Annotated in this window: 18 protein-coding genes; 14 read left to right on the forward strand and 4 right to left on the reverse strand. The window is 70.5% G+C overall.

Annotated elements, in window-relative coordinates; genetic code table 11:
* Positions 1-122 precede the first annotated feature (122 nt).
* On the reverse strand, positions 123-206 hold the full coding sequence (locus tag ACFYY7_RS21290) for a putative leader peptide (protein WP_350692898.1): 84 nt from the start codon (positions 204-206) through the stop codon (positions 123-125).
* Positions 207-298: 92 nt separating this feature from the next.
* Between ACFYY7_RS21290 and ACFYY7_RS21295 the strand changes: the two genes are divergently transcribed.
* The 7 genes from ACFYY7_RS21295 (at position 299) to ACFYY7_RS21325 (ending at position 9072) form a co-directional block, all read left to right on the forward strand.
* The gene (locus ACFYY7_RS21295) at positions 299-721 is read left to right on the forward strand and encodes a secondary thiamine-phosphate synthase enzyme YjbQ (RefSeq protein ID WP_388663489.1); all 423 of its coding nucleotides are present in this window, start codon (positions 299-301) and stop codon (positions 719-721) included.
* Between the two features lie 746 nt (positions 722-1467).
* Positions 1468-2676 carry an ROK family protein gene (locus tag ACFYY7_RS21300; protein WP_388663491.1) on the forward strand — a complete coding sequence of 403 codons (1209 nt, stop codon included), beginning with the start codon at positions 1468-1470 and terminating at the stop codon, positions 2674-2676.
* Positions 2673-3554, forward strand: coding sequence for a carbohydrate ABC transporter permease (locus tag ACFYY7_RS21305; RefSeq protein WP_388586506.1), 882 nt, complete (start codon positions 2673-2675; stop codon positions 3552-3554). The genes ACFYY7_RS21300 and ACFYY7_RS21305 overlap by 4 nt, the downstream gene beginning before the upstream one ends.
* A complete protein-coding gene (locus ACFYY7_RS21310; protein WP_388663493.1) occupies positions 3551-4387 on the forward strand; it encodes a carbohydrate ABC transporter permease in 837 nt (278 codons plus the stop codon). Before ACFYY7_RS21305 ends, ACFYY7_RS21310 begins: the two co-directional genes overlap by 4 nt.
* A gap of 7 nt (positions 4388-4394) precedes the next feature.
* Entirely contained in the window at positions 4395-5687 is a 1293-nt protein-coding gene (locus ACFYY7_RS21315; RefSeq protein WP_388663495.1) for an ABC transporter substrate-binding protein, read from the forward strand.
* Positions 5688-5728: 41 nt separating this feature from the next.
* The gene (locus tag ACFYY7_RS21320) at positions 5729-6841 is read left to right on the forward strand and encodes a glycoside hydrolase family 15 protein (RefSeq protein ID WP_388663497.1); all 1113 of its coding nucleotides are present in this window, start codon (positions 5729-5731) and stop codon (positions 6839-6841) included.
* A complete protein-coding gene (locus tag ACFYY7_RS21325) occupies positions 6838-9072 on the forward strand; it encodes a TIM-barrel domain-containing protein (RefSeq protein WP_388663499.1) in 2235 nt (744 codons plus the stop codon). Before ACFYY7_RS21320 ends, ACFYY7_RS21325 begins: the two co-directional genes overlap by 4 nt.
* 581 nt (positions 9073-9653) lie before the next feature.
* On the opposite strand, the gene ACFYY7_RS21330 is transcribed toward ACFYY7_RS21325, so the two are convergent.
* Both ACFYY7_RS21330 and ACFYY7_RS21335 read right to left on the reverse strand, forming a co-directional pair.
* Positions 9654-10376, reverse strand: a complete 723-nt coding sequence (locus tag ACFYY7_RS21330; RefSeq protein ID WP_388663500.1) for an alpha/beta fold hydrolase — start codon at positions 10374-10376, stop codon at positions 9654-9656.
* Between the two features lie 56 nt (positions 10377-10432).
* On the reverse strand, positions 10433-11404 hold the full coding sequence (locus ACFYY7_RS21335) for an alpha/beta hydrolase (RefSeq protein ID WP_388663502.1): 972 nt from the start codon (positions 11402-11404) through the stop codon (positions 10433-10435).
* Between the two features lie 434 nt (positions 11405-11838).
* Between ACFYY7_RS21335 and ACFYY7_RS21340 the strand changes: the two genes are divergently transcribed.
* From ACFYY7_RS21340 to ACFYY7_RS21355, 4 genes are all read left to right on the forward strand, one after another.
* Positions 11839-13719 carry an amidohydrolase gene (locus ACFYY7_RS21340; protein ID WP_388663736.1) on the forward strand — a complete coding sequence of 627 codons (1881 nt, stop codon included), beginning with the start codon at positions 11839-11841 and terminating at the stop codon, positions 13717-13719.
* Positions 13720-13859: 140 nt separating this feature from the next.
* Complete coding sequence (locus ACFYY7_RS21345; RefSeq protein WP_388663504.1) at positions 13860-14522, forward strand: hydrolase; 663 nt, start codon at positions 13860-13862, stop codon at positions 14520-14522.
* Positions 14523-14568: 46 nt separating this feature from the next.
* Positions 14569-15093 carry a DoxX family protein gene (locus ACFYY7_RS21350; protein WP_388663506.1) on the forward strand — a complete coding sequence of 175 codons (525 nt, stop codon included), beginning with the start codon at positions 14569-14571 and terminating at the stop codon, positions 15091-15093.
* Entirely contained in the window at positions 15074-15811 is a 738-nt protein-coding gene (locus ACFYY7_RS21355; RefSeq protein WP_388663508.1) for a YoaK family protein, read from the forward strand. The genes ACFYY7_RS21350 and ACFYY7_RS21355 overlap by 20 nt, the downstream gene beginning before the upstream one ends.
* A 127-nt stretch (positions 15812-15938) precedes the next feature.
* On the opposite strand, the gene ACFYY7_RS21360 is transcribed toward ACFYY7_RS21355, so the two are convergent.
* On the reverse strand, positions 15939-18713 hold the full coding sequence (locus ACFYY7_RS21360) for an ATP-binding protein (RefSeq protein WP_388663510.1): 2775 nt from the start codon (positions 18711-18713) through the stop codon (positions 15939-15941).
* A gap of 367 nt (positions 18714-19080) precedes the next feature.
* Here ACFYY7_RS21360 and ACFYY7_RS21365 point away from each other — a divergent pair, with 367 nt between their 5' ends.
* The 3 genes from ACFYY7_RS21365 (at position 19081) to ACFYY7_RS21375 (ending at position 24085) form a co-directional block, all read left to right on the forward strand.
* Entirely contained in the window at positions 19081-21915 is a 2835-nt protein-coding gene (locus ACFYY7_RS21365; protein WP_388663738.1) for an AAA family ATPase, read from the forward strand.
* A 69-nt stretch (positions 21916-21984) separates the two neighbouring features.
* Positions 21985-22971, forward strand: coding sequence for an alpha/beta hydrolase (locus ACFYY7_RS21370; protein WP_388663512.1), 987 nt, complete (start codon positions 21985-21987; stop codon positions 22969-22971).
* Positions 22972-23044: 73 nt separating this feature from the next.
* Complete coding sequence (locus ACFYY7_RS21375) at positions 23045-24085, forward strand: helix-turn-helix domain-containing protein (RefSeq protein ID WP_388663514.1); 1041 nt, start codon at positions 23045-23047, stop codon at positions 24083-24085.
* Positions 24086-24128 lie beyond the last annotated feature (43 nt).

Below are 24128 nucleotides of genomic sequence, written 5' to 3' on the forward strand. Positions count from 1 at the left end.
CACGCAGGGCAGCGGACGGGGCGGGACACGCCGATGTGCGTTGCGTACGGGCAGACGCCTACGGCGAGGGGGACAGGCGGCAGGAGAGCCCGGTCACCGGCGGAGAAGGGGCTGAAAGTGCGTCAGCAGCCGCGACGACACGCGGCGGAGGCCACCCGCAGCAGGTCGATGTGACCGCGCGAAGTGAGCAGAGCTGAACGGAACATGCCGCTGAACGTAGCGATCCATCACCGAGACGGTCAATGACGTCTCGGCAGATGGACGCGCGATCCTGCCCCATGGGCGCGATGATGGGCCCATGCCCCACGCCTTCGCCACCAGCGTTCTGCACATCACCACCGGCACGACGGAGTCCGTCACCGACCTGACCGCCGAGTGCGAGCAGTTCCTCGCCCGGCACGCCGCCTCCAGGGACGGTCTCCTCAACATCTTCGTACCGCACGCGACCGCCGGCATCGCCGTCCTGGAGACCGGAGCCGGCAGCGACGACGACCTCCTGGCCACCCTCCACACCCTGCTGCCCGCCGACGACCGCTGGCAGCACCGCCACGGCAGCCCCGGCCACGGCCGCGACCACGTACTGCCCGCCCTCGTCCCACCCCACGTGACGCTTCCGGTGATCGGGGGGCGGCTGGAGCTGGGGACGTGGCAGTCGGTGTGCCTGGTCGACACGAACAAGGACAATCCGCGGCGGCAGGTCCGACTCTCGTTTCTTGGGTGACGGGGGTGCCGACTGTAGGTCTGAGGCCCGGCCGGACCGAGAGTTCGGCTGGTGAGGCGTATGCGGGCACGTGATTCGAACGCGATGTTGTCTCTCGTCGCCTGGTACATGCGACGAGTCGGTCGGCCCATCCCGTCGCTCGCGCGCGGGGTGCTGAGCGCGTAGAGCGGTACGGCCGACAGGGCTGTGACGGCCGTGGTTCTTCGGAGGACCATGGCGTCGGTGTCACCGACGCGCAGGCGGGCGGCCGCACGAGGCCGACCTGGGCCGGCCAAGCCGCAACAGCGTGTCCTGTGCCGGCGTCCGCTGGTCAGCGCGGACGCGGGAATCCTCGTTGTGCCGGCCGCTCGCGCCCCTGGGGACGTGCCGGTCTCAAAAGGCGCCACCCTGCTCGCAACTCCCTTTGAAAATAGCCGAGTTGAATCGGCCTGGCCAAAAGGGAAAGGGGGACGGGTGCGCCTGGCGCGGTCGGCCTCAGGGGTGTCTCGCTTGTTATGGCCGCGTCAGAGATGCGGCAAGGGTGACGGTATTGCCCGGTGGCCCTCGCCCTGCCGCAGCGCGCTGCGATCTCCGTGCCCGGCCTGGCGCGCGTGGCACCTCGGCCGTCGTTCGCCGCGGAGGGACTCGGTTGCGGAGTGTTGACACCCATCCGCACGCCACTTATGTTTGCCACTAAATTTAGTGTCCAAAATTAGCGGCTGCGCTGCGAGTCGCTCCACGTAAGCCCAAGAAAGGAGGTGTGGCGCGTGTCACCAACTGCCCACACCTCGCCCCGCGGCCTGTCCCGCACGGCGGTTCTCGCGTTGCTCGGGCGCAGTGGTCCGCTGAGCCGGATCGAGATCGCCCGGCAGCTGGACCTCAGCCCGGCAACCGTCACCCAGATCACGAAGCGCCTGCTCGCCGAGGGGCTGATCGTCGAGGCCGACTCGGTGCCCTCGGCGGGTGGCCGCCCGGCGATCCGGCTCGCCGTCGTCGCCGATGCGGGGCGTGCCATCGGAGTGAAGGTCGCGCCCGATCATGTGACCGTCGTGCACGTCACGCTCGACGGCTCGGTCACCGGCTGTGTCACGCACCCCTTCGACGCCCTGGACGCCGATGCCCTGGACCGTCTTGTCGTGCTGCTTGCCCCTGAGGTGCACGCCGTTCGCGGTGCGGCCCCACTGATGGGGCTCGGGGCCGGGGTGCCCGGCCGGGTCGACACCGACGGCAGTGTCGACTCGCCCGTACTCGGCTGGCGCCGGGTCCCGCTGGGCAAGGTGTTGTCCCAGGCGCTTGCCTTGCCCGTCCTGGTGGACAACGACGTGAACACGGTCGGCGCCGCCCAGCTCCTCTACGGGCACGGGCGCGGTCGCGACGACTTCCTCGTCCTCACCCTCGGTTACGGTGTCGGCCTCGCGGTCGTCGACGGTGGCTCGGTGCGTCGGGGCGCCCGGGGTGCGGCCGGCGAGATCGGCCACGTACCCGTCATGGACAACGGGCGCCAGTGCCAGTGCGGCAACCGAGGCTGCCTGGAGGCCTACACCGGTTTCGCCGGGCTCATGCGCACCGCCATCGAGCATGGCCTGCTACGGGAGGGCGACCGGCCGGAGTCCCTGGTGGCTCTCGCGGAGGCGGGGGAGAGCGCGGCCCTCGAAGTGCTGCGCGGCGCGGGCCGCCTGCTCGGCCGTACGCTCGCGGGCGTCGCCAACGTGCTCGACCCCGGAGCCGTCGTCGTCACGGGCGAGGGCGTCGCGCTGTGGCCGTATCTGCGCGACGGGTTCGAACCCGCCCTGCGCAGCCACCTCTTCCGCCCGGTCCAGGGCCTCGACGTGATCACCGACGACTGGAACGACCAGGCGTGGGCACAAGGCGCCGCGGCCGTCGTCCTGTCGGCTCCCTTCAACGCCGGTGACCACGGGGTCGGCCCGGCGGACGCGGTGCGGGCCCGTCTCGGAAAGGCCGGCGCGACCTCGTGAACACGCTCACCGGCCCCCGCAAGGCGGCGCTGCTCACTCTGCTCCTCGCGCCGAGCTTCGTGCTCATCCTCGCGTTCGTCCTCGGTCCCATGCTCGGCTCGCTGTGGATCAGCTTCCACGACTGGAACCTGCTCAAGCCGATGACGTGGACGGGCCTGGACAACTACCGCGAGGTCCTCACCAGCGCCGACACATGGAAGGCGTTCCGCAACACCCTCTACTACGTGGTCGGTTACCTGCCACTCGTCTATGTCGGCGGGCTGCTCATCGCCCTCGGCCTCAACCGTGCGATGCGCGGCCGGAACCTCCTGCGCGGGATCTACTTCCTGCCCGTGGTGACCAGTTGGGTCGTCGTCGCCCTCGTGTGGAAGTGGATCCTCAACCCGAACTCCGGCGCGCTCAACGCCGTCCTCGGCTGGTTCGGTATCGATGGCCCCGGCTGGTGGACCGACCCGACCTGGGCAATGCCGTCCGTCATCCTCGCCTCCGCGTGGAAGGACCTCGGCTTCGTCATGGTGATCCTGCTCGCCGGGCTCCAGGCGATCCCGGAGAGCGTGTACGAGGCCGCGAAGGTCGACGGCGTCACCGCCTGGCAGCGCTTCCGGCACGTGACGTTCCCGCTGCTCGCGCCCTCCAGTCTTTTCGTCGTCATGATCTCCCTCATCAACGGCTTCCAGGTGTTCGACCAGGTCTTCGTGATGACGGGCGGCGGCCCGGCCGGCGCCACCACGACGGTGGTCTCCGCCGTCTACGACAACTCCTTCCGCTACGGGAAGATCGGTTACGCGAGCGCGCTCAGCTGGGTGCTGTTCGTGGTGATCCTGATCGTCTCCGTGGTCCAGTCGCGCGTACAGCGCAAGGTGGTGGATGCCCAGTGACCGCCGTGACCCCCGCACCCGGTCCACGCCATTCGCTGCGCGGCACCGTCGTCACCATCGCGCTCGTCGTCGGCGCGCTGTGCATGCTCTTCCCGTTCGCGTGGATGGTACTCACCGCGTTCCAGCCCGACGGTTCGCTCGGCTCCGTGCCTCATCTCTCCGACCTGACCACCGGGAACTTCGGCAGGCTCTCGGACGCGCTGCCGTTCTGGCGGATCCTCGGCAACTCCCTGTGGATCTCGGTCCTCTCGACGCTCGCCCAACTGGTGACCAGCACCCTCGCCGCGTACGCCTTCGCCCGCTTCACCTTCCGTGGCCGCGACACCCTGTTCATGGTGTATCTGGCGACGATGATGATCCCCCAACAGGTGCTGCTCGTCCCGCTGTTCGTGGAGATGAAGCAGATCGGTCTCATCGACACCTACGCCGGGATCATGCTGCCCGGCCTGGCCTCCGCCTTCGGAACGTTCCTGATCCGGCAGGCCATGCTGTCCGTGCCGCGCGAACTGGAGGAGGCGGCTCTCGTCGACGGCGCCGGGCACATGCGGATCCTGTGGAGCGTCGTGCTGCCCCTGGTGCGTCCCGCGCTCGCCACGTTCACCGTATTCGGATTCATGGCCTCCTGGAACAACTTCCTGTGGCCGCTGGTGGTGACCCGCTCGCCCGAGCTGTACACACTGCCGCTCGGACTCTCGTCCCTCCAGGGCCAGTTCACCACTCAGTGGAACGTCGTCATGGCGGGCTCGGTCATCAGCGTCGTACCGATGCTGCTCCTGTACCTCTTCGCGCAGAAGCACATCGTCCGCTCCATCGCCACCACCGGACTGAAGTAGGCCCCCGATGAACCATCCCACCAGGCGCCGCGCCATGACGGCTCTCGCCGCGGCCGGGGTGCTGCTGACCGCCGGCTGCACCCAGGGCTCGGCGACCCGTACCACTTCCGGTGACGGACGCAAGATCGTGCACTACATGACGTTCACGGCGGCGCCCGACCACCTCAAGGACCTGGCCGAGCTGGAGAAGACCTTCGAGAAGGCGCACCCCGACATCGACATCCGGGTGCAGACCGCCCCGTTCGACCAGTACTTCACGCAGTTGCAGACCGCCGTCGCGGGCGGCACCGCACCCGACGTCTTCGAGCTCAACCAGGACAACTTCACCACCTACGCCGACTCGGGCGCCCTCGCGGACCTGGACGGCCGCGTCGCGAAGAGCGGCGTGCGCGACCACTTCACCGACTCGTCCCTGTCCGCCTTCGCCTACCAGGGAAGGCAGTACGGCCTGCCGTCCAGCTTCTCCACCGAACTCCTCTTCTACAACAAGGCGTTGTTCGACAAGGCGGGCGTCGCCTACCCCACGGCCGACTGGACGTGGCAGGACGAGCAGAAGGCCGCCGAGAAGATCAGCGCGCTCGGCGACGGCATCTTCGGTGACTTCCAGCACCCCTCCTACCTGGAGTTCACCAAGGCGCTCGCCCAGAACGGCGGCAGCTTCCTGTCGAAAGACGGCAAGAAGGTGGCCTTCGACAGCCCGCAGGGCGTCGCCGCCGCCACGTGGCTGACCGGCAAGGTCGGTTCGACCATGCCGACGCAGGCGCAGATGGGCGGGGCTGCGGACTACGACACCAAACTGTTCACCGAGGGCAAGCTCGGCATGTGGCACAGCGGTTCGTGGTTCTTCCCCGCCATCACCGACGCCGGCCCGAAGAACTGGGACGTCGTCCTCGAACCCGCCGCCACCTCGGACAAGAAGGCCAACTCGGTCTTCCAGAACACCCTCGCCCTGTCCAGCCAGTCCAAGAACGCGGACGCCGCCTGGGAGTGGATGCGCTACCTGACCACCTCCCAGGAGGTCGCCGAACTGCGCATCGACACTTCCTGGGAACTCTCCCCGGCCACCAGCGGCGAGCTGAAGAAGAGGTACGTCGCCCGGACGCCCCCGGACAACCGGGCCGCCGTCTTCGACGCCCTCGACGACGTGGCCCCCAGCCCGCAACTCGTCGACCAGGCGAAGATCGCCGACATCGTCACCAACCAGCTCGAAGCCGTCGTGATCGGCTCCACCACTGTGGAGAAGGCCCTCCACAAGGCCGCCGCCGAGATCCAGCCGCTGCTGGACGCGGCCGACGACTGACGCCCCCGATGCCCTCCGTACGTGAACACCCCGCAGGAGACATGAACGTGCCCATCCCGCACGCCCCCGACCACCCCGCTCTGCTGCGCCGCAGCATCGAGGTGATCACCGAGAACCAGGCCCCGTCCGGCGCCTATCCGGCCTGTCCGGCCTTCGAGGTCTACCGCTACTCGTGGTTCCGGGACGGCTCCTTCATCGCCGAGGCCGTCTCCCGGGCAGGATCCCCGGACAGCGCGGACGCCTTCCACCGCTGGTGCGCCCAGGTCGTCACCGACCGCGCCGGCCGCATCGAGGAGCTGCTCGACGCGCTGCGCCGCGGCGAGCGCCCCGACGAGGTGGCCTACCTGCCCACCCGCTACACGCTCGACGGCGAGGACACCGGCGAGGTCGGCTGGTGGGACTTTCAACTCGACGGCTATGGAACGTGGTTGTGGGCCCTGACGGCCCACCTTGCCCGGCACGGCTCGGACCCCGAGCCCTACCGCGAGGCCGTCCGTCTGACCGTGGACTACCTCGCCGCGACCTGGTCCACCCCCTGCTACGACTGGTGGGAGGAGTACAACGACCAGGTGCACGGCGCCACCCTCGGCGCGATCCGCGGCGGACTGCACGCGGTCGCCGAGGCCGGCCTCGCCGACCGCGACCTGTGCGCGCGCACCATCGACGCCATCGACACGCTCGTGCGCGAACGCGGCATGTACGAGGGGCACTTGGCGAAGTGGCTGGGCAGCAAGCAGGTCGACGGCAGCCTGCTCGCCTGCCTGACCCCGTTCGGGAACGTACCCCTGGACGGCCCGGTCGCCGCCGCGACCCTGCACGCCGCGGAACTCGACATCGTGCAGCCCGACGGCGGCGTCTACCGCTACCTCGGCGACACCTTTTACGGCGGCGGCCAGTGGCCAGTACTCGCCGGATTCCTCGGCTGGCACTACGCGCGCATCGGCCGCACCGCCGATGCGCATCGCGCGCTCGACTGGATCGCCTCGTACGCCACCGAAGACCACCTGCTGCCCGAGCAGGCCCCAGGCGTACGGCTCCAGGCGCCGCGCCGCCTCACCGAGTGGGAGGAGCGCTGGGGGCACAACGCCACCCCGCTGCTCTGGTCCCACGCCATGTACCTCATCCTCGCCGACGAACTCGGAGTCTCCCTGTGATCCGCCACCGCCCGCACGGCTCCGGCCACGCCTACGAGCCGACCGACGACCAGATCGTGCCGGCCACTCCGCTCGCCGGAGAGGCCTTCGACGTGCGCGCCTCCACCGGCCCGGACATCACGGCCGTGGTGTGCGAGTGGGCAACCGGCGGGACCGTCACCTTCCTGACCGCCGCCGTCGAGGCGGACGAGGCGCCGGCCGGCGACTCCGGCGGCGACAACGACAGCCACCTGGCCGCCGCCGCGTCCGGAGTCGGCCGCGGCGGACGCAGGCGCTGGGTCGTCCGCCCGCAGCCCCTCGCCGAGGGCGCGAGTGCCCGTTACCGGTTCACCGCCACGCACGCCGACGGCCGTACCCGCTCCACCCGCTGGTACACCGTGGCCCCCGCCACCTGGCACGACGGCGCGGACGCCCTGACGGTGTCGGGCCCGGCCACCCGTCTCGTGCCCGGCACCGCCCGCACCCTGCGGGCCGCCGACGGCACCCCACTGCGCGTCCGCTTCGCCCTGCGGCTGGCCGAGGGCGAGCACGTCGTCGGCTTCGGCGAGCGCTACAACGCGGTCGACCAGCGCGGCGTCGCCCTCGACTCCCAGGTCTTCGAGCAGTACAAGGGCCAAGGCTTCACCACCCGCACCTATCTGCCGATGCCGTTCGCCCTCGTCATCGGAGGTGACGGCTGGGGCTTCCACGTCCGCACCTCCCGCCGCACCTGGTACGACATCGGAGCCACGGACACGGACCTGATGTGGATCGAGGCGGAGGTCGGCGCCGACGGTGCCCTCGACACCCACTGCTACCGAGGCACCCCCGCCGACGTGCTCGGCGCCTTCCTCGACGAGGCGGGCCGCCCCGAAGAACTGCCCGAGTGGGTGTTCGGCCTGTGGGCCAGCGGCAACGAGTGGAACACCCAGGCTCGTGTCATGGCCGAGATGGACCGCCACCGCGACACCGACATCCCCGTCCGCGCCCTGGTCATCGAGGCGTGGAGCGACGAGGCGACGTTCACCGCGTTCCGCGACGCGCAGTACGAGGTCAACGAGGACGGATCGGCGCACCGGCTCGCCGACTTCACCTTCCCCGCCGACGGCGCCTGGCCCGACCCCAAGGCCATGGTCGACGAACTGCACGCGCGCGGCATCAAGGTGCTGCTGTGGCAGATCCCGCTGATGAAAATGCGCCCGAACCCGTCCGGGCAGGCCGCCGCCGACGCCAAGGCCATGATCGACAACGGGTACGGCGTCCAGGAGGAGGGCGGCAAACGACCCTACCGCAACCGCGGCTGGTGGTTCCCGCTCTCCCTGATGCCCGATCTGACCAAGCCCGAGGCCCGCGAATGGTGGCTGTCCAAGCGCCGCTACCTCGTTGACGAGGTCGGTATCGACGGCTTCAAGACCGACGGCGGCGAGCACGCCTGGGGCGCCGACCTGCGCTACGCCGACGGCACCAGTGGCGACGTCACCAACAACCTCTTCCCCGTCGAATACCCGCGAGCCTACGGCGAGTTGCTGCGCGAGAGCGGCAAGGCGCCGGTCACCTTCAGCCGTGCCGGATTCACCGGATCGCAGAACGCGGGCGCCTTCTGGGCGGGCGACGAGGACTCCACCTGGGACGCCTACCGCCACTCCGTCAATGCCGGCATCACCGCCTCCGCGTGCGGCATCGTCTACTGGGGGTGGGACCTCGCGGGCTTCTCCGGCGACGTCCCGGACGCCGAACTGTACGTCCGCGCCACGGAGTTCTCCACGTTCGTGCCGGTCATGCAGTACCACTCCGAGTACAACCACCACCGCCTGCCGCTGCGCGACCGCACCCCGTGGAACATCGCGGACCGCTCCGGCGACCCGGCCGTCCTCGACAGCTTCCGCCGCTACGCCAAGCTGCGTGAACGCCTGATCCCGTACCTGGCCGAGGAGACGAAGGCAGGCCTGGCCGAGAACAAGCCGCTGATGCGTGGCCTGTTCTTCGACCACACCGACGACCCGAAGATCTGGGACCATCAGGACCATTTCCGGCTCGGCTCGGCGCTGCTCGTCGCCCCGGTCACCGAACCGGGTGCCACGCGCCGCACCGTCTACCTGCCCGTCGGCACGGACTGGGTCGACGCATGGACGGGCGAGACGGTCGCGGGCGGCCAGGAGATCCTCCGTGAGGCACCCCTCGGCACCATTCCGGTCTTCGTGACGGCCGAGCGCTGGCCGACCCTGAAGCCGCTCTTCTCCGAACTCATCTGACCCCGCACGGAGAAGAGCACATGCCACGCCGGGCGGCACCGGGACCTGACGGACCGGTGCCGCCCGGCGTCCACGCTGACGGTTGTCCTGGCGGAGTTTCGCGGACACGAACGCAGACAACGGCAACCGGCAGGTGCGTCTGAGCTTCCTCGGCCGACCGGGACGCCTCTGGGGGCGTGCCGCCCTTCACCGGCGGCTTGGTGTGTGGGTGGGGACGTTCACGGCTCAGGCGCTGCGGTGAAGGTGCCCCGGATCGTCAGCTCGACGGAGACGACGCTGTTGAAGAGCCGTCCGCGGCGAACAGGTCCATGAAGCCCTGCACATCCAGGACGCATGTCCGGACCTCGGTCGCAGGCCGTCAACTGTCCGGCAGGCGTCAGCTGAAGGTTGATCCGCATCGCCGCTGAAGGCCGATCCCCATTGCCGCAGACGCCGTCCTCCACGGTCTGCGGAGCGCTCGACAGGTCCCCGTCCAGGGCGTCATCCACAATGTCGGGATCTCACCCTGCGCTGGGACCGAAGGGCCGCGTGGTCGCACTTGCCGTTCGATGAGTGCTACCACGCGACCGCCCTACGCCTCGTCAGCTCGTCGCGCGTACCGCATCGCGGATCAGTTCGGCGACCTCCTTGGGCCGGGACACGGCCACGGCATGAGAGGCACCCTCGATCTCGACGATCGTGGCCCCGGCCCGCTCGGCTCCGAAGCGCTCGACCTCGGGGTTGATCGCCTGGTCCGCGCCGGCTACGAGCGCCCAGGAAGGCCTGGTCCTCCACGCGGCGGTCGAGGCCGTCTCCGTGAAGGCCGAGGTGGCCAGCGGACGCTGCGTCACTGCGAGGACCTCGGCGGTGGCGGCCGGGACGTCGGCGGCGAAAATATCCGGGAAGGCGTCGGCCCTGATGGTGACTTCGGTGGCAGGCTTCGCCCCCTCCCCGGGGTACGCCGCCTCCTTGAGGTTGCTGACGAGCGGCGAGAGGGGGAAGCGGCCCTGCAACTCACCCAGACTCTCGCCCTCTTCGGTGACATAGGCCGCTACGTAGACCAACCCGACGACGTTCTCCGCAGCGCCTGCGACGGAGATCACCGCTCCGCCGTAGGAGTGGCCGACGAGCACCACCGGACCGTTGATCTGAGCAGCCACGGACGCGATGTATGCGGCGTCGGACGCCAGGCCGCGCAGTGGGTTCGGCGGCGCGACCACAGGGACTCCGTGGTTCTGCAGTTCCGCGATGACCCCGGTCCAACTGGCGGCGTCCGCGAAGGCTCCGTGTACGAGAACAGCTGTGGGGGTGGGGTTCGTGCTCATGTGCGGGGGTGTTCTCCCTGTTGTCGGGGCTTTCGGAGGTCGGCGTCGAGCGCGGTTCAGCCGGTGTGCAGTGCGGTGCGCAGAGTGTCGGTGGCCAGCGTGATGGCTGCCTGTGCGGCGTGGGTTTCGCGGAGGGCGTTGAGCATGACGAAGTCGTGGATGATGCCCTGGAAGCGGACGGCGGTGACGGGGACGCCGGCTTCGCGCAGCTTGTTGGCGTACGCCTCGCCTTCGTCGCGCAGGACGTCGGCCTCGCCGGTGATGACCAGGGCCGGCGGCAGGCCGGTGAGCTGTTCGGTGGTGGCCCGTAGCGGGGAGGCGGTGATCTGGGCGCGGTCGGTCTGGTCGGGCGTGTACTGGTCCCAGAACCACTGCATACCGTCGCGGCGCAGGAAGAAGCCCTCCGCGAACTGGTGGTAGGAGCCGGTGTCGAAGTTCGCGTCGGTGACCGGGTAGAACAGCACCTGCTGCACGATCGGGAGGTCGCCGCGTTCCTTGGCCATCAGGGTCAGTGCGGCGCTCATGTTGCCGCCGACGGAGTCGCCGGCGACGGCCAGCGGCGCCCCGTCCAGGTTCTTGGACGCGCCCTGCTGGACGACCCACTTCGCGACCGTGTAGTTCTGCTCGATGGCGACCGGGTAGCGGGCCTCGGGGGAGAGGTCGTATTCGGGGAAGACCACGGCGGCGTTCGCGCCGACGGCGAGTTCGCGTACGAGGCGGTCGTGGGTGTGGGCGTTGCCGAACACCCAGCCCGCGCCGTGGATGTAGAGGATCACCGGCAGGGTCCCTGTCACACCGACGGGGCGCACGATGCGTGCGCGGACGCTGCCCGTCGGACCGCCTGAGACGGTGACCCATTCCTCGTCGATCCGCGGCTTTTCGGTCTCTGCGGACTGCACCTCGTCAACCGCCTTGCGGCCCTCGGCGGGTGGCAGGTCGAACAGATAGGGCGGATTGGCCGTCGCTTCGGCGAAAGCAGCTGCCGCCGGCTCCAGCACGGGCGCGACCGGCTCTACAACGTCCGACATTTGAGTCTCCTGAGTTTCATTTTATGTGCCGGCTCTCCGGTGGGGCTTCTCCGGGCCAGACGCGGGATCCCCGGGGCCGCCGATCGTAACGCTAAACCGTGACGGCGGCGGAGATTGACCGTCAGTGCATCGGAGCTGACCTAGCAGCGCATGGATCGGGGCTCAGTGCACTGTCGGAACGAATGCTGTGCACTGTCAGAACACATGGATGCTCCGACTCGAAATAGCCTGGCGGCGAAGCGGTTACGGGATCCAGGAGTCGGTGCTGCGCATCGCACGGAAGGCCTGCCCGGGATTCATTTCGGTGGAGCGCAGACGCATTGACTACCGTTCGGCCGATTCCATGTGCCCACCGCTGTGACCACATTCGGAAGTCGATGTAGATGGAAATCGGCGCTGCTCATGCCGCAGGAGGTTGTCGAAAGGTGTCCACGATGCCGGTCGGTGGGCTGGTTTCCAGCAACACCGACAACCCCGCAGACCTCATGGTCCGCAACGCGAAGATCCACACAGGAGACCCGGGGCGACCGCAGGCCGAAGCGATCGCCATACGGGACGGCGTCATCACGGTCGTCGGCGACGACCGGGACGTGGCTCCCCATGTCGGCCCGGCCACGAAGGTGGTCGACGCCCTCGGCCGCAGGATGATCCCTGGCCTCAACGACTCCCACCTGCACGTCATCCGGGGTGGGCTCAACTACGTGCTGGAGCTGCGCTGGGACGGGGTGCGAACGCTGCGCCAGGGCCTGTCCATGCTGCGTGAACAAGTGGCCCGCACGCCGAAGGGCCAGTGGGTCCGGGTGGTGGGGGGATGGTCGGCCGAGCAGTTCGCCGAACGCCGGCTACCGACCGTCGCGGAGTTGAATGCCGTCGCGCCGGACACGCCGGTGTTCGTTCTGCACCTGTACCAGTCGGCGGTGGTCAACCGGGCTGCGCTCAAGGCCGCCGGATACACCAGGGACACCCCCGATCCGAAGGGCGGTCAGATCGTACGGGGCCGGGGCGGTGAGCCCACGGGGATGCTGCTGGCCGCCCCGAGTGCTCTGATTCTCTACTCGACTCTGGCCAAGGCCCCGGTGCTGGAGGGCGAGGACAGGAAGACCTCCACCTGTTACTTCCTGCGGGAGCTGAACAGGTTCGGGCTCACATCGGCGATCGATGCAGCGGGGGGATTCCAGAATTTTCCCGACAACTACAGCACGGTCGTCGAACTGGCCGAGGCCGGTGAACTTTCACTGCGTATTGCCTATCATCTTTTCCCGCAGACTGCGGGGCAGGAAATAGACGACCTCGCCCGCTGGATCGAAATGGCCCGTCCCGAGGACGGTGACGAATGGCTCCGCCTCAACGGTGCAGGAGAGAATCTCACCTGGGCGGCAGCAGATTTCGAGAACTTCGCCCAGCCGCGTCCGGAACTTGGTACTTGCTATGAGGAAGAATTCGAAAAGGCCGTACGTCTCCTCATGGAGAACGGCTGGGGGTTTCGGCTTCACGCCACCTACGACGACACCATCCGACGCGATCTCGCAATATTCGAGAAGTTGGCCTCTGAGGGAATCTTCCCGGCCGGAAACCGGTGGCTGTTCGACCATGCGGAAACTGTCTCCGCCGACAGCCTCGACCGCATCGCGGAACTCGGCGGCGCCATGTCCGTGCAGAACCGCCTGTCCTTCCAAGGAGAGGCGTTCGTTCACCGCTACGGTCCCGGTGCCGCGGCGGACGCCCCGCCGATCCGGGCCATGCTGGAGCGCGGTCTGACTGTCGGCGCCGGTACCGACGCCACCCGGGTCTCGACCTACAACCCGTGGATCGCCCTGCACTGGCTGATCACCGGCCGTACCGTCGGCGACCTGGTCATGCGCCCGCCGCACAACCGCGTCGACCGGCAGACGGCGCTGTCGATGTTCACCGAAGCAGGGGCCCGGCTGACCGGCGAAGAAGACGTAAAGGGCGTTCTGCGTCCGGGCTTCCTCGGCGACCTCGCGGTCCTGTCCGAGGACTACTTCGCCGTGCCCGAGCCGGACATCGCGCACATCGAGTCCTTGCTGACGGTCGTCGGCGGCCGGATCGTCCACGCCGCCGCCGAGTACGAGGGCCTCGACGAGCAACTGCCGCCGGTCAGTCCCGAATGGAGTCCGGTCGCGCACTTCGGTGGCTACCAGTCCAGGCCAGGTCCCGGGGCGTCGGGTGCCCGCCAGGCCGAGCTGCTCGGGCTGGCCGTCGCGGAGTCGGAGCAGCACCGACAGTGGCGCGCCCGACGAGGTCTGGCCCCGGATACCGGGAGCACGGTCTTCGACCCCTGCTTCTCGCTCTGATCCACCAGGGGTGGCCTGGCCACGAACTCACGAGCCGCTCCTTCCAGGACACCACCCCCCACTGCGCGCCGTCGAACGGACGGCTTCGCTCAGCAGCGGACGCCCGTCCGCGATCACATCACTCATGGAAAGGCCCTCTCGTGGTCAACATCTCCGAAGTCACCGCCGCCCCCGGCCCCGATCTGCTGACCCCCGACAACTGCGCCGTGCTGTTCGTGGACCACCAGCCGCAGATGTTCTTCGGCACCGGCAGCGGCGATCGCACCGCCATCATCAACTCGACCGTGGGCCTGGCCAAGGCGGCCAGGGTGTTCGACGTTCCCGTGGTCCTGAGCACCGTGGCCGCCGAGTCCTTCTCGGGTCCGATCCTGCCGCAGCTGGCCGATGTCTTCCCTGACCGGAAGATCATCGACCGCACCACGATGAACGCCTGGGAGGACACCGACTTCGTCGAGGCCGTCAAGGCGACGGGCCGCAAGAAGCTCGTCATAGCCGGGCTGTGGACCGAGGTCTGCGTCGTGCTGCCCACGCTGTCCGCCATCTCCCAGGGCTACGAGGTCTACGTCGTCACGGACGCGTCCGGCGGCGTCAGCCCGCAGGCGCACGAGCACGCCATCCAGCGCATGGTCCAGGGCGGCGCGTTTCCGGTGACCTGGGTGCAGGTGCTCCTCGAGCTCCAGCGCGACTGGGCGCGGACGGAGACGTACGTCCCCGTCACGGAGGTGGTGAAGGAGCACGGCGGGGCGTACGGCCTGGGGCTGGTCTACGCGCAGGCCGTCATCGGTGCCCACGCGGCCGGCTGACCCTTCACCTGGGCATCGGCGGAACGTCAGGAACAGGTAGGGACGAATGGAAACGGGACTGTTGGTGCTCCGGCTCGTGGTGGGGCTCCTCATCGCCGGGCACGGAGTACAGAAAGTCAGTTTCCGCCTCGGCGGCAACGGCTTGGCAGGTGGAACCGAGGAGTTCCGCCACGACGGCTTCCGCGGCGGCAGGCTCACCGCGCTCGCCGCGGGCGGCAGCCAGATCGGCGGCGGTCTGTTCCTCGCGGCCGGTCTGCTCACTCCCGCGGCGGCGATGGTCGCCATGGGCGTGATGACGGTCGCCGGCACCGTCAAACGGCACAACGGGCTCTGGGTCCAGAACGACGGCTACGAGTACCCCATGGTCCTCGTAGCGGCTTCCGCGGTCCTGGCCCTCACCGGACCAGGCCGTTGGTCGGCCGACCACGTTCTCGGGCTGAGCCCCTGGCCCCTGTGGTTGTCGGTCGTGGCCATCGTCGCCGGCCCGGTGACCGGACTGCTCACCCGTGTGCTGCTGCATCGTCCCTCGGTCAAGGAAGGAACAACTCGGTATGCGCAGGCTGCTGACTGACGCGGCCCACACGCTGGCTCCGCCCAAGGGGGACAGGCACGGCCCGTTGCCACCGCTCATGCTGCTGCTGACGGTGGCGACCGGCCTGGTCGACGCCGTCAGCTACCTGGGGCTCGGCCACGTCTTCGTCGCGAACATGACCGGCAACGTGGTGTTCCTCGGCTTCGCCCTGGCAGGTGCCGACGGCCTGTCCGTGCTCGCCTCCGTGGTGTCGATGGCCGCGTTCCTCGTCGGCGCGCTGGTGGGAGGCCGTTTCGGCACCCGATTCGCGGAGCACCGAGGCCGGTTGCTGACCTTCGCCACAGCGCTTCAGTCGTTGCTCGTCGCCGGGGCGGTCATCACGGCCATGGTCTCGCACAACAACGTGACCACCGAGGTTCGTTATGCGCTGATCGTGCTCCTCGGCCTCGCCATGGGGCTGCAGAACGCGGCCGCCAGGCGCCTCGGGGTCCCGGACCTGACCACGACCGTGCTGACCCTGACCCTGACGGGCCTGGCCGCGGATTCCACCCGGGCGGGCGGGGCGGCACCCAGGCCGGGCCGGCGGATCCTGTCCGTACTGGCCATATTCCTCGGAGCCCTCGCCGGCGCCGTGTTTTTGGCACACTCCGGACTCGTCCTGGTCCTGGTCCTGACCCTGGTGCTGCTGGTGGTGACATCCGTGGCTGCCCACCGCCTCTCGGCCTCCGACGCCCCCTGGGTCAGGCCGCAGGCGTGAACTCGGCGTCGGCTCCTCCCGCGGGAGGAGCCGACGCTGTCGTCGCTGAGCCGCGGGCGGCAGTTGGACGCGGTCCGTTTCGGCCGTCGCGCGGTGCGTACGGGGTGCTGCTCGGCCCGGCATCCCGTCACTGCGGCGGACTCTGCTCAAGGGCGTCGCGGAGTTGTGCCCTTGAGCGGATTCCCAGCTTGGGGAAGATCTTGTGCAGGTGGTAGCCGACGGTGCGGGGGGACAGGAACAGCCGGGCCGCGATGTCGCGGTTGGTGAGGCCCTGCGCCCCCAGTTCGGCTATCTGCCGTTCCTGTGCGGTGAGTTCGCTCGCGGCACGCGTGGTCGTCGGCACCGCTGCCGGGGCGCCCGCCGCCCGCAGTTCAGCGGCGGTGCGGTCGGTCCAGGGCCGGGCGTCGAGCCGCTGGAAGCACTCCAGTGCCGCGCCGAGGTGCGGGCGTGCCTCGGCACTGCGCCGCTGTCGGCGCAGCCACTCGCCGAAGTCGAGGTGGGTGAGCGCCTTTTCGAAGGGCCAGCAGTCGGTGGCGGGGTCGGCCAGGGAGGCGCGAAAGCGCCGCTCGGCGTCCTCGGTGTCGCTCAGCAGTGCGGCGGCCCGGTGGAGGATGGCGGCCAGCCGGGGCGACCTGTCGGGCTCCAGGCTGTGCTCGACGGCCTCGACCACGGTGCGCGCGTCTTCCCTCCGTCCGGCACGGACCGCCGCGGCGGCCAGATCGCCCAGGTGGTAGACGGAGGCGTGATAGTGGACGGGCACCGGGCGGAAGTCGCGGGTGAAGGTGGCGCGCAGCTGTTCATAGGCGTCGGCGTGGTCCCCCGCGACGAAGGCGGCCATGCCCAGCGCGTGCCGGTGCCGGACCTGGAGGCTCAGGGACCTGCGCAGGTCGACGCCTCGTACGGCCTCCAGGGCCTGCGTCCGCGCGGTCGCGTGGTCGCCCCGCAGCGCGCGAAGGGTGGCCTGGAGGATGCAGGAGCCCAGGGTCACGTTGTCGGCTCCCGCTTCGGTCGCCGCCCAGAACGCCTCGTCCGCAGCGTCCTGGGCCGCCGTCCACGAACCGCATTCGAACAGGGCGAGGGCGAGCGCCTGCATGACGGTCGCGTTCGTGCCCGCGCTGCCGGCCTGCCGTATGACATCCATGGTGCGCCCGAGAATGCGTACGGCCTGCTCGGTCTCGTCCAGGATCCAGGTGGTGCCGCCGAGCGCCGTGAGGTCCGCCAGGGAGTCCTGCGACATGGCGGCCAGCGCGTCCTTCAAGAGGTCCAGGAGCCGAGCCCGTTGGCGGTGCGGGCCGATGACCGCCTGGGACCAGGCGAGCGCGGCCGGATTGCCGACGTCGTCGAGGAGGGCGCCGATCCGCCGCAGCTCGGCCCGGTGGAACGGTGTCCCCGAGTTGTACACGGACGTCGCGGCGGTGGCCAGGGTCCCGAGCGCCAGGTCCGGGACCGAGGCGGCCGTGGCTTCGGCGACACCCAGCATCAGCGCCAGCGCCTCCTCATGACGGAGCGTCACGCCCAGGGCCCACCCGCCCAGGAGCGAGGCCTCGGCGCGCAGCCGGGCGTCCTCGGTCAGGTCGCCGACCCGGCCGCTGATCTCGCCGACCCACTGCGGATGGCCGGCGAACATGGCCGCCTGGGCGGCCATCAGCAGGCGCCGTGCGCGCAGGCGTGGTGCCGGGGTCAGATCGGCGGCGCGTTCCAGCGCAGCAGCGGCCGCCGCGAACCCGCCCCGGGCACGCGCCCGTTCGGCACTCTCCGCCAGGGCGTCGGCGACGTCTGCGTCCTGGCCCGCCGCGGCGGCGGCCAGGTGCCACGCACGGCGGTCCGGTTCCCCGGCGAGAGCGGCGGCCAACGAGAGATGGGCCTGCCGGCGCTCGGCGAAGGAAGCCGCCTGGTAGACGGCCGAGCGCACCAGCGGATGGCGCAGCACCACCTGGCCGTTCTCGATCCGCACCAGTCCGACGCGTTCCGCGGGGTCCAGTGCCTCGACGACGTCCAACGACGGGGCGGCGCGAAGAAGGTCGGCGAGTTGCCCGGTGCCGGCGGCCGCGACCAGGAGCAGCGCCCGACGCGTGGGCTCGGGCAGGCCGGGGAGGTCGGCGGCGAACAGGTTCTCCAGGCGTGCGGTGAGCGGCAGCGCGGCACCGCCGTCCTGGCCCGTGCCGGTCCGGCCCCGGGCGAGGGCCCGGGGCAGCTCGATCAGGGCCAGTGGGTTACCGGCGGCCTGCTGGAGGATCTGGGTGCGGGCCCTGCCGCGGGGCGGGTCCGGCTGGGCGTTCAGCAGCAGGCCCGCCGCTGCCCTGGTCAGCGGGCCCACGGGCACCTGGGGGAAGTCCCGGTCGAAGCGGGCCGGCACGCCTTCCTCGCGGGAGGCGAGCAGCAACACCACGGGCTTGCCCTCCAAGCGCCGGGCGAGGAAGCCCAGTACGTCCACCGAGCCGAGGTCGAGCCACTGGACATCGTCCACGAGCAGGAGCAGTGGCTGGCGCGTGGCGGCGTCCGCGATGAGGGCGAGCACACCGATGCACAGCGACATCTGGTCGAGAGCTGCCTCGTGGTGCGCCGCTTTCATCCCGAAGGCGCGGTCGAGCACCTCCCGCTGCTGGGCGGGCAGTGTGTCACCCGGAAGCAGCGGATGCAGGAGCTGGTGGACACCCGAGAGCCCCAGCCCGGCCTCGCCCTCGCTGCCGCGCACCCGCAGGGGCCGCAGACCCCGGGCCCGGCCCTGCTCGGCAGTCCAGTCCACGAGGGTGCTCTTGCCCGCCCCCGGCTCCCCGACCAGTACCAGCACCTGCGGTGCGGTGCCGTCGACCGCCCCGAGCAGCGCCTCGATACGGGACAGCTCGGTGGTCCTGCCGAGGATGCCCGGATCGGCGGGGTAACCGGGACCGATGTGCACCACGGACGTTCTCCTCCAGCCGGTGATCATGTCCTGGTCATCCTGCCAGTCGGGGAACCCCCGGACGTGCGCGAGCCGCGGGTACGGCCGACCGCCGGTGATCCACCGTACGGCCGCCTGTCCGGAGTCCGGGCGGAGCCACCGCCCGCGGCCCTGGTGCCGGCCGGAACCGGAGGCGGCGACGACTGGTCATGTGACAGAAGCGTCGTGATCTCGTTCCCCCGACCATGGACTCGGCCAGGAAACAGGTCCACACCCGTGGGCAGCCGAGCAGGTCCGGAGTACACGCATGAAGGTCCCCCCGTCCCGGTCGGCGGTCGGCGAGGAAATCGCCCGCCGATCGTCCTGCGGCACGGCGTCGTCCCGTCCACTGGGGAGGGACGACGAGATCGGGCGCATCCTCCGGTGCGTGACGCGCGAGCCCGGCGGCCCGCAGGCCCTGTTGCTCCTCGGGGAAGAGGGGATCGGTCGTACGACATTGCTGGGCCACGCCCGGGAACTGGCCGACGACGACGGGATGTTCGTACTGTCCGCGCAGGGCTGGGCCGCGGACCACCGGCACGCTCGCGCCTGCCTGCAGCAACTGCTGGCGCCGGTCCTGGATCAGTTGGCCGGCCTGCCCGCCGAGCAGAGCCAGGTACTGAGCGCCGCGCTGAACCCCGTCACCCACGACGGCGGGCCGGACGACGCGCAGGTGCGGGCCGCCTTGCTGGTCCTGCTGGACCGACTGGCCGGCTCTCGGCCCGTGCTTGTGTGCGTGGACGACATCCACGCCTGTGACCGTGCCTTCCTCGACGCGCTCTGCGCGGGGATCCGGCTTCTGACCGGCCGCCCGTTCAGGGTTCTGCTCTCCGCGTGCGGTGAGGTGCCCCCGCCCGGCCTGCCACCCGTCATGGAGAGCCTGCATCTGGGCCCGCTGAGCGCCACATCGGCCGCGGCGCTGCTGGATCGCCGGCCGACGGCGCCGACCGGTCGGCGCAGGCTGGAGATCCTGGAGGAAGCCGAAGGCAATCCTGCGGCCCTCGTGGAACTGAGCCGCCGCGTGCCCACGGCCTTCCGAGCCGGAGGAGCCGGCTCCGGCGGCGCCCCGGCGGGGCACCCGCCGACGGCACACGCCTTCGCGGCACGACTCGACGCGCTGCCTCCCGCGACCGGACGGGCCCTGCTGTACGCCGCTGCCGCGGGACCCGGGGAGAGCGTCGCCACTCTCATGGCCGCTCTGGACATCGACGACCTCGCCGTGTGGGCCCCGGCGGAGGCGGCCGGTCTGGTCGCGTTGGTCGAGGACCGTCTGGTCTTCCGGCATCCGCTGGCGCGGGTGACCGCCTACTCGCGGCATCCCGCAGGCGAGCGGCAGCAGGCCCGGCAGGACCTCGCCGGGACCGTCGCGCGACCGGAGATCAGGGCCCACCACCTGGCCGCCGCCACCCTGCGGACCGACGAGTCCGTGGCCACCCTGCTCGAGGACTCCGCGTGGCGGCACGCGGACGTCGTGGGCACCGCGCGCGCCCTGGAGCAGGCGGCCCGGCTCAGCCCACGGCGGCGGGAGCGCTCACGCCGTCTGGCCGAGGCCGTGGTGGCAGCGCATGCGGTGGGAGATCCGGGCTGGGTGAGAGACCTGCACGACCGGGTCGTCAGGGACTTCAGGGACCCGGAGCTCGTCTGCGCGGCGGCCGGTGCCTTGGCCTCGATCATGTCGCTGGAGTCCGCCCAACGGGAAGCCTTCGACCTGCTGGTCGAGGTCTCGGAGCACTTTCCGGCGGTCGGCCGATCCGTCGCGCTCGCGGTGACGGCGGTGGCCGGCGGCATCGCTGTCCAGTCCGGCCTGCCAGAACACCGGGCGGGCCTGTCCGAGCTGCTCGACCGCGCCCGGAAGACGGCCCCTGCCCAAAGGACCGCTCCTGCCCGGGCGACCGAGCCTGCCGGAGAATCGGACGCTGCTGGGGAGACCGGCCGTGCCGAGCGGCATCGGCCTCCGGTGACCGGGTTTCTGGGCCACCTCGCCGGGCCGGACACCCAGCGGGCACTGGAGACTCTGGTCACCGCGGTGATCCGGCCGCAGAACACCACAGGCGCGCCGGTCAGGCCCGGCCAGCCGCATGGTGCGCCGCTCGACGGCCCGTACACATGGGCCTCCCGGACGGCGGCCCTGGCGGCGGCCTGCCTCGCGGACGAGGCGGACGTGTACCTGGGGCAATTACGCGAGACCGATGCCCAGCTGCGGACCGCTCGTGCCTTCGGCATCCGAGGCTGGACCGTCGTCGCCCTCGTGGACACCTTCATGAGTATCGGGTGGTTCACGGAGGCCGAGACCCTGATCCGGGAAGCGGAGGCCGAGGCCGCGGTGCTGCGACTGCCGCGCCTCCGAGCGGATCTCCACGCGCAGGCTCTGGCCCTGCAAGCGCTCCGCGGAACCGTTCCGCCGGAGCCCCGGCTCAATCCCTCGGTCTGGCGTGCCGTCTGCCTGGACGAGAATCGGGCCACCCACGCACGCCTGCTGCGCGCCCGTGGACTCGCTGCCATCGCGCTGGGGGACTGGGACGGCGGATGGCGGCATCTGCGCGAGCTGTTCACCGCCGACGGCTCGCCGTTGCATCCCGTCCTGTCGCCACGCAGCATCGCGGAACTCGCGGTCGCGGCCCAGCGGACCGGCCGGTCCGAAGAGGCCGTGCCGGTGCTGGCCCGGGTCCGGGCGGAACAAGGGGAGCGCCCGAGCACCAGAATGACGCTGCTCCTGCACCATGCCACCGCCCTGGTCGACCCGGACGAGGACGCCGAGCAGCACTTCCAACTCGCGCTGGTCAACCACGAGGCGGATCGGTGGCCGTGGGAACGAGCCCATGTCCGCCTCAACTACGGCATCCGGCTGAGGCGCTGCCGCCGGATACGTGAGGCGCGTCAGCAGCTGACCACCGCGCTGGAAACCGCCGAACGTCTCGGCGCGGGCGCCCTCGCCGCGGCCGCGGCCCGCGAGCTGCGCGCCAGCGGAGCGGCACCCACCCCCGACACCGCCGCTCTGCTGGAGCAGTTGACGGCACAGCAGGGGCAGATCGTCCTGCTGGCCGCGCGCGGCCTTTCGAATCGTGAGATCGGTGAACAACTCTTCCTCTCGCCGCGTACCGTGGGCTCCCACCTGTACAACGTCTACCCGAAGCTCGGCATCAGCCGCCGCCAGCAACTGCGTGATCTCCTTGAGGAGAAGTGAGGCGCAGCCCATCCGGTTCCGCGCGGACCTGCCGACCGGCGGCGCTGCCCGACCGGAGGGGAGTGCGTGATGCCGGGAGTCTTCGGGGACCGGGCCGACGGTGAATCCCCCGCGACCCTTCTCCTCGACCCCGTGGTGCAGCGCGTTGTTGCCGCGTCCGCCACGCCTCCGTCCCTCGACGACCTCGGGCCGGAGACGGCACGGCAGGCGCTGCGGGAGACCCAGGTGAACCGTTTCGAGGACTTCGACGTGGACGCGGCCTACCACGTGGCCTGCGTCGGCCCCTCCGGACTGGTCGGGTACTGGACCGTCCGCCCGGCCGGTGCGACCGGCCCGCTCCCCGCGCTGCTGTACCTCCATGGCGGCCGGTGGACGCTCGGCGAGGCGCAGACCCACGCCCGCCTCATCAGCGAACTCGTCGACGGCGCGGGGGTGTGCGCCGTCGTCCCCGAGTACAGCCGTACCCCCGAGACCCGCTATCCCGTGGCATTGGAGGAGTGCTACGCCCTGCTGGCCTGGGCAGTCGCCCGGGCCGACGAACTCGGTCTGGACGCACGCCGGCTGGCGGTGGCCGGCGACTGCGCCGGAGCCACACTGGCCGCCGCGGTGACCATGCTGGCGAAGTCCCGGGGCGGGCCACGGATCGGCGCACAGCTGCTCTACTACCCGCTCACCGACTCCCGCTGCGACAGCGCCTCGCAGCGTCGGTTCGCCACCGGATATCTCCTCACCCGCCAGGCGCTGCGCGCGTACTGGGCGCGCTACGTCACGGACCCGGCTCTGCGCGACGAGCCCACCGCCGCACCCCTGCGGGCGGGCAGGGAGGACCTGGTGGGGCTGCCTCCGGCCTTGGTCGTCACGGCCGAGGCCGATGTGGCCCGGGACGAGGGCGAGCAGTATGCGCGGAATCTCCGCGCGGCCGGCGTCGAGGCGTCCGCCGTACGGTTCCTCGGCACGATCCACGACTTCGTGGCTCTGCACGCCCTGCACGACAGCGCGCCCACTCGGGCAGCTCTCATGACCGGTGGCGACTTTCTGCGGGCCCGCTTGCGCTGAAGCGGGCGGTACGGGCCGGTGACCAGTCGACCGACTGATGCGCCGACCGGCACCGTCGCACCATGCTCACAGCATGCCAACCGTAATCGGCTCCACGGAGAACAGACGCCGGTGTCCGGCCCCCGTCGCGAGTTCACGAGCCCGGGTCCTGAGCACCCGCTCGGTTCCGTCGCGCGAGAGCCTGGCCTTCTGGCACGACGCCGTGCTCGCGACCCTCGTCGGGATGGACATCGCCACCGAAGGCCGTAGCTATGACGCGGCCCTGCGCACCGACCGCCTCGGGGACCTGCGGATCACCACGGTGGAATGCGACCCGGGCCGCGTCCACCGGTCGCCGCGCCTCATCGCCCGCGGCGATGGGCGGGACGTCTTCGTGGCGGTCCAGAGCACCGGCCGTGCGCAGGTCGAACAGGACGGCCGCACCACGGAGTTGAGGGCCGGTGACATCGGGTTCTTCGAGACGGTCCGGCCGTTCCGCACCACCTTCCCCGAGCGTTTCAAGTTGAAGATCTACGCGGTACCGCGGGCCCTGCTCGGACGGTCGGAGGCCGAGCTGCGGCAGCTCACCGCGCGGGCAGTGCGCCCCAGCGGCGGTCTGCCCGCGCTGCTCGTTCCCCTGATGGAACGACTGGCGGACACCTCCGACGCATACGCGACGCCGGTGGCCGAGCGACTGGCCGAGGGGGTCATCGATCTGATGGCGGCCACCGCGGCGGACGGGCTGGAGAAGGATCCCGCCGCCCTGCCGGGTGCCGACCCGGTCCTGCGCCTGCGGATCAAGACCTTCATCCGCTGGCACCTGTCGGACCCCGGGCTGGCCCCCCGGGCCGTCGCCGACGCCCACGGCATCTCCGTCCGCTATCTGCACCGGCTGTTCGAGGCCGAGAGCACCACCGTGTGCCAGTGGATCTGTGAGCAACGCCTGCACGAGTGCCGCAGGGAACTCACCGTACGGGCAGCGGAATCAGTCAGTCTGGGTCAGGTCGCCCGACGCTGGGGCTTCACCAGTCCAGCCCGGTTCAGCAGGGCCTTCCGCAGGTCCTACGGCCTGTCTCCCACGGACTGGCTCGACCGGGAGCGTGCGCGCCGCGCGGTGGGAGACGCGCCGTGCTGACGGGATCGCTGACCGTTCCCGGCGAGGGGGTTTCCTTCTCCAC

Origin of the sequence: Streptomyces sp. NPDC001933, assembly GCF_042890955.1 — a bacterium.
Taxonomy (GTDB): domain Bacteria; phylum Actinomycetota; class Actinomycetes; order Streptomycetales; family Streptomycetaceae; genus Streptomyces.

What these genes read in the sequence shown, in the direction of transcription:
- ACFYY7_RS21350 (WP_388663506.1), top strand. Translation starts at nt 14,569, where the DNA reads ATGGAAACGGGACTGTTGGTGCTCCGGCTCGTGGTGGGGCTCCTCATC.
- ACFYY7_RS21335 (WP_388663502.1), bottom strand. Translation starts at nt 11,404, where the DNA reads ATGTCGGACGTTGTAGAGCCGGTCGCGCCCGTGCTGGAGCCGGCGGCA.
- ACFYY7_RS21290 (WP_350692898.1), bottom strand. Translation starts at nt 206, where the DNA reads ATGTTCCGTTCAGCTCTGCTCACTTCGCGCGGTCACATCGACCTGCTG.
- ACFYY7_RS21370 (WP_388663512.1), top strand. Translation starts at nt 21,985, where the DNA reads ATGCCGGGAGTCTTCGGGGACCGGGCCGACGGTGAATCCCCCGCGACC.
- ACFYY7_RS21375 (WP_388663514.1), top strand. Translation starts at nt 23,045, where the DNA reads ATGCCAACCGTAATCGGCTCCACGGAGAACAGACGCCGGTGTCCGGCC.
- ACFYY7_RS21330 (WP_388663500.1), bottom strand. Translation starts at nt 10,376, where the DNA reads ATGAGCACGAACCCCACCCCCACAGCTGTTCTCGTACACGGAGCCTTC.
- ACFYY7_RS21320 (WP_388663497.1), top strand. Translation starts at nt 5,729, where the DNA reads ATGAACGTGCCCATCCCGCACGCCCCCGACCACCCCGCTCTGCTGCGC.
- ACFYY7_RS21340 (WP_388663736.1), top strand. Translation starts at nt 11,839, where the DNA reads ATGCCGGTCGGTGGGCTGGTTTCCAGCAACACCGACAACCCCGCAGAC.
- ACFYY7_RS21315 (WP_388663495.1), top strand. Translation starts at nt 4,395, where the DNA reads ATGAACCATCCCACCAGGCGCCGCGCCATGACGGCTCTCGCCGCGGCC.
- ACFYY7_RS21295 (WP_388663489.1), top strand. Translation starts at nt 299, where the DNA reads ATGCCCCACGCCTTCGCCACCAGCGTTCTGCACATCACCACCGGCACG.
- ACFYY7_RS21355 (WP_388663508.1), top strand. Translation starts at nt 15,074, where the DNA reads ATGCGCAGGCTGCTGACTGACGCGGCCCACACGCTGGCTCCGCCCAAG.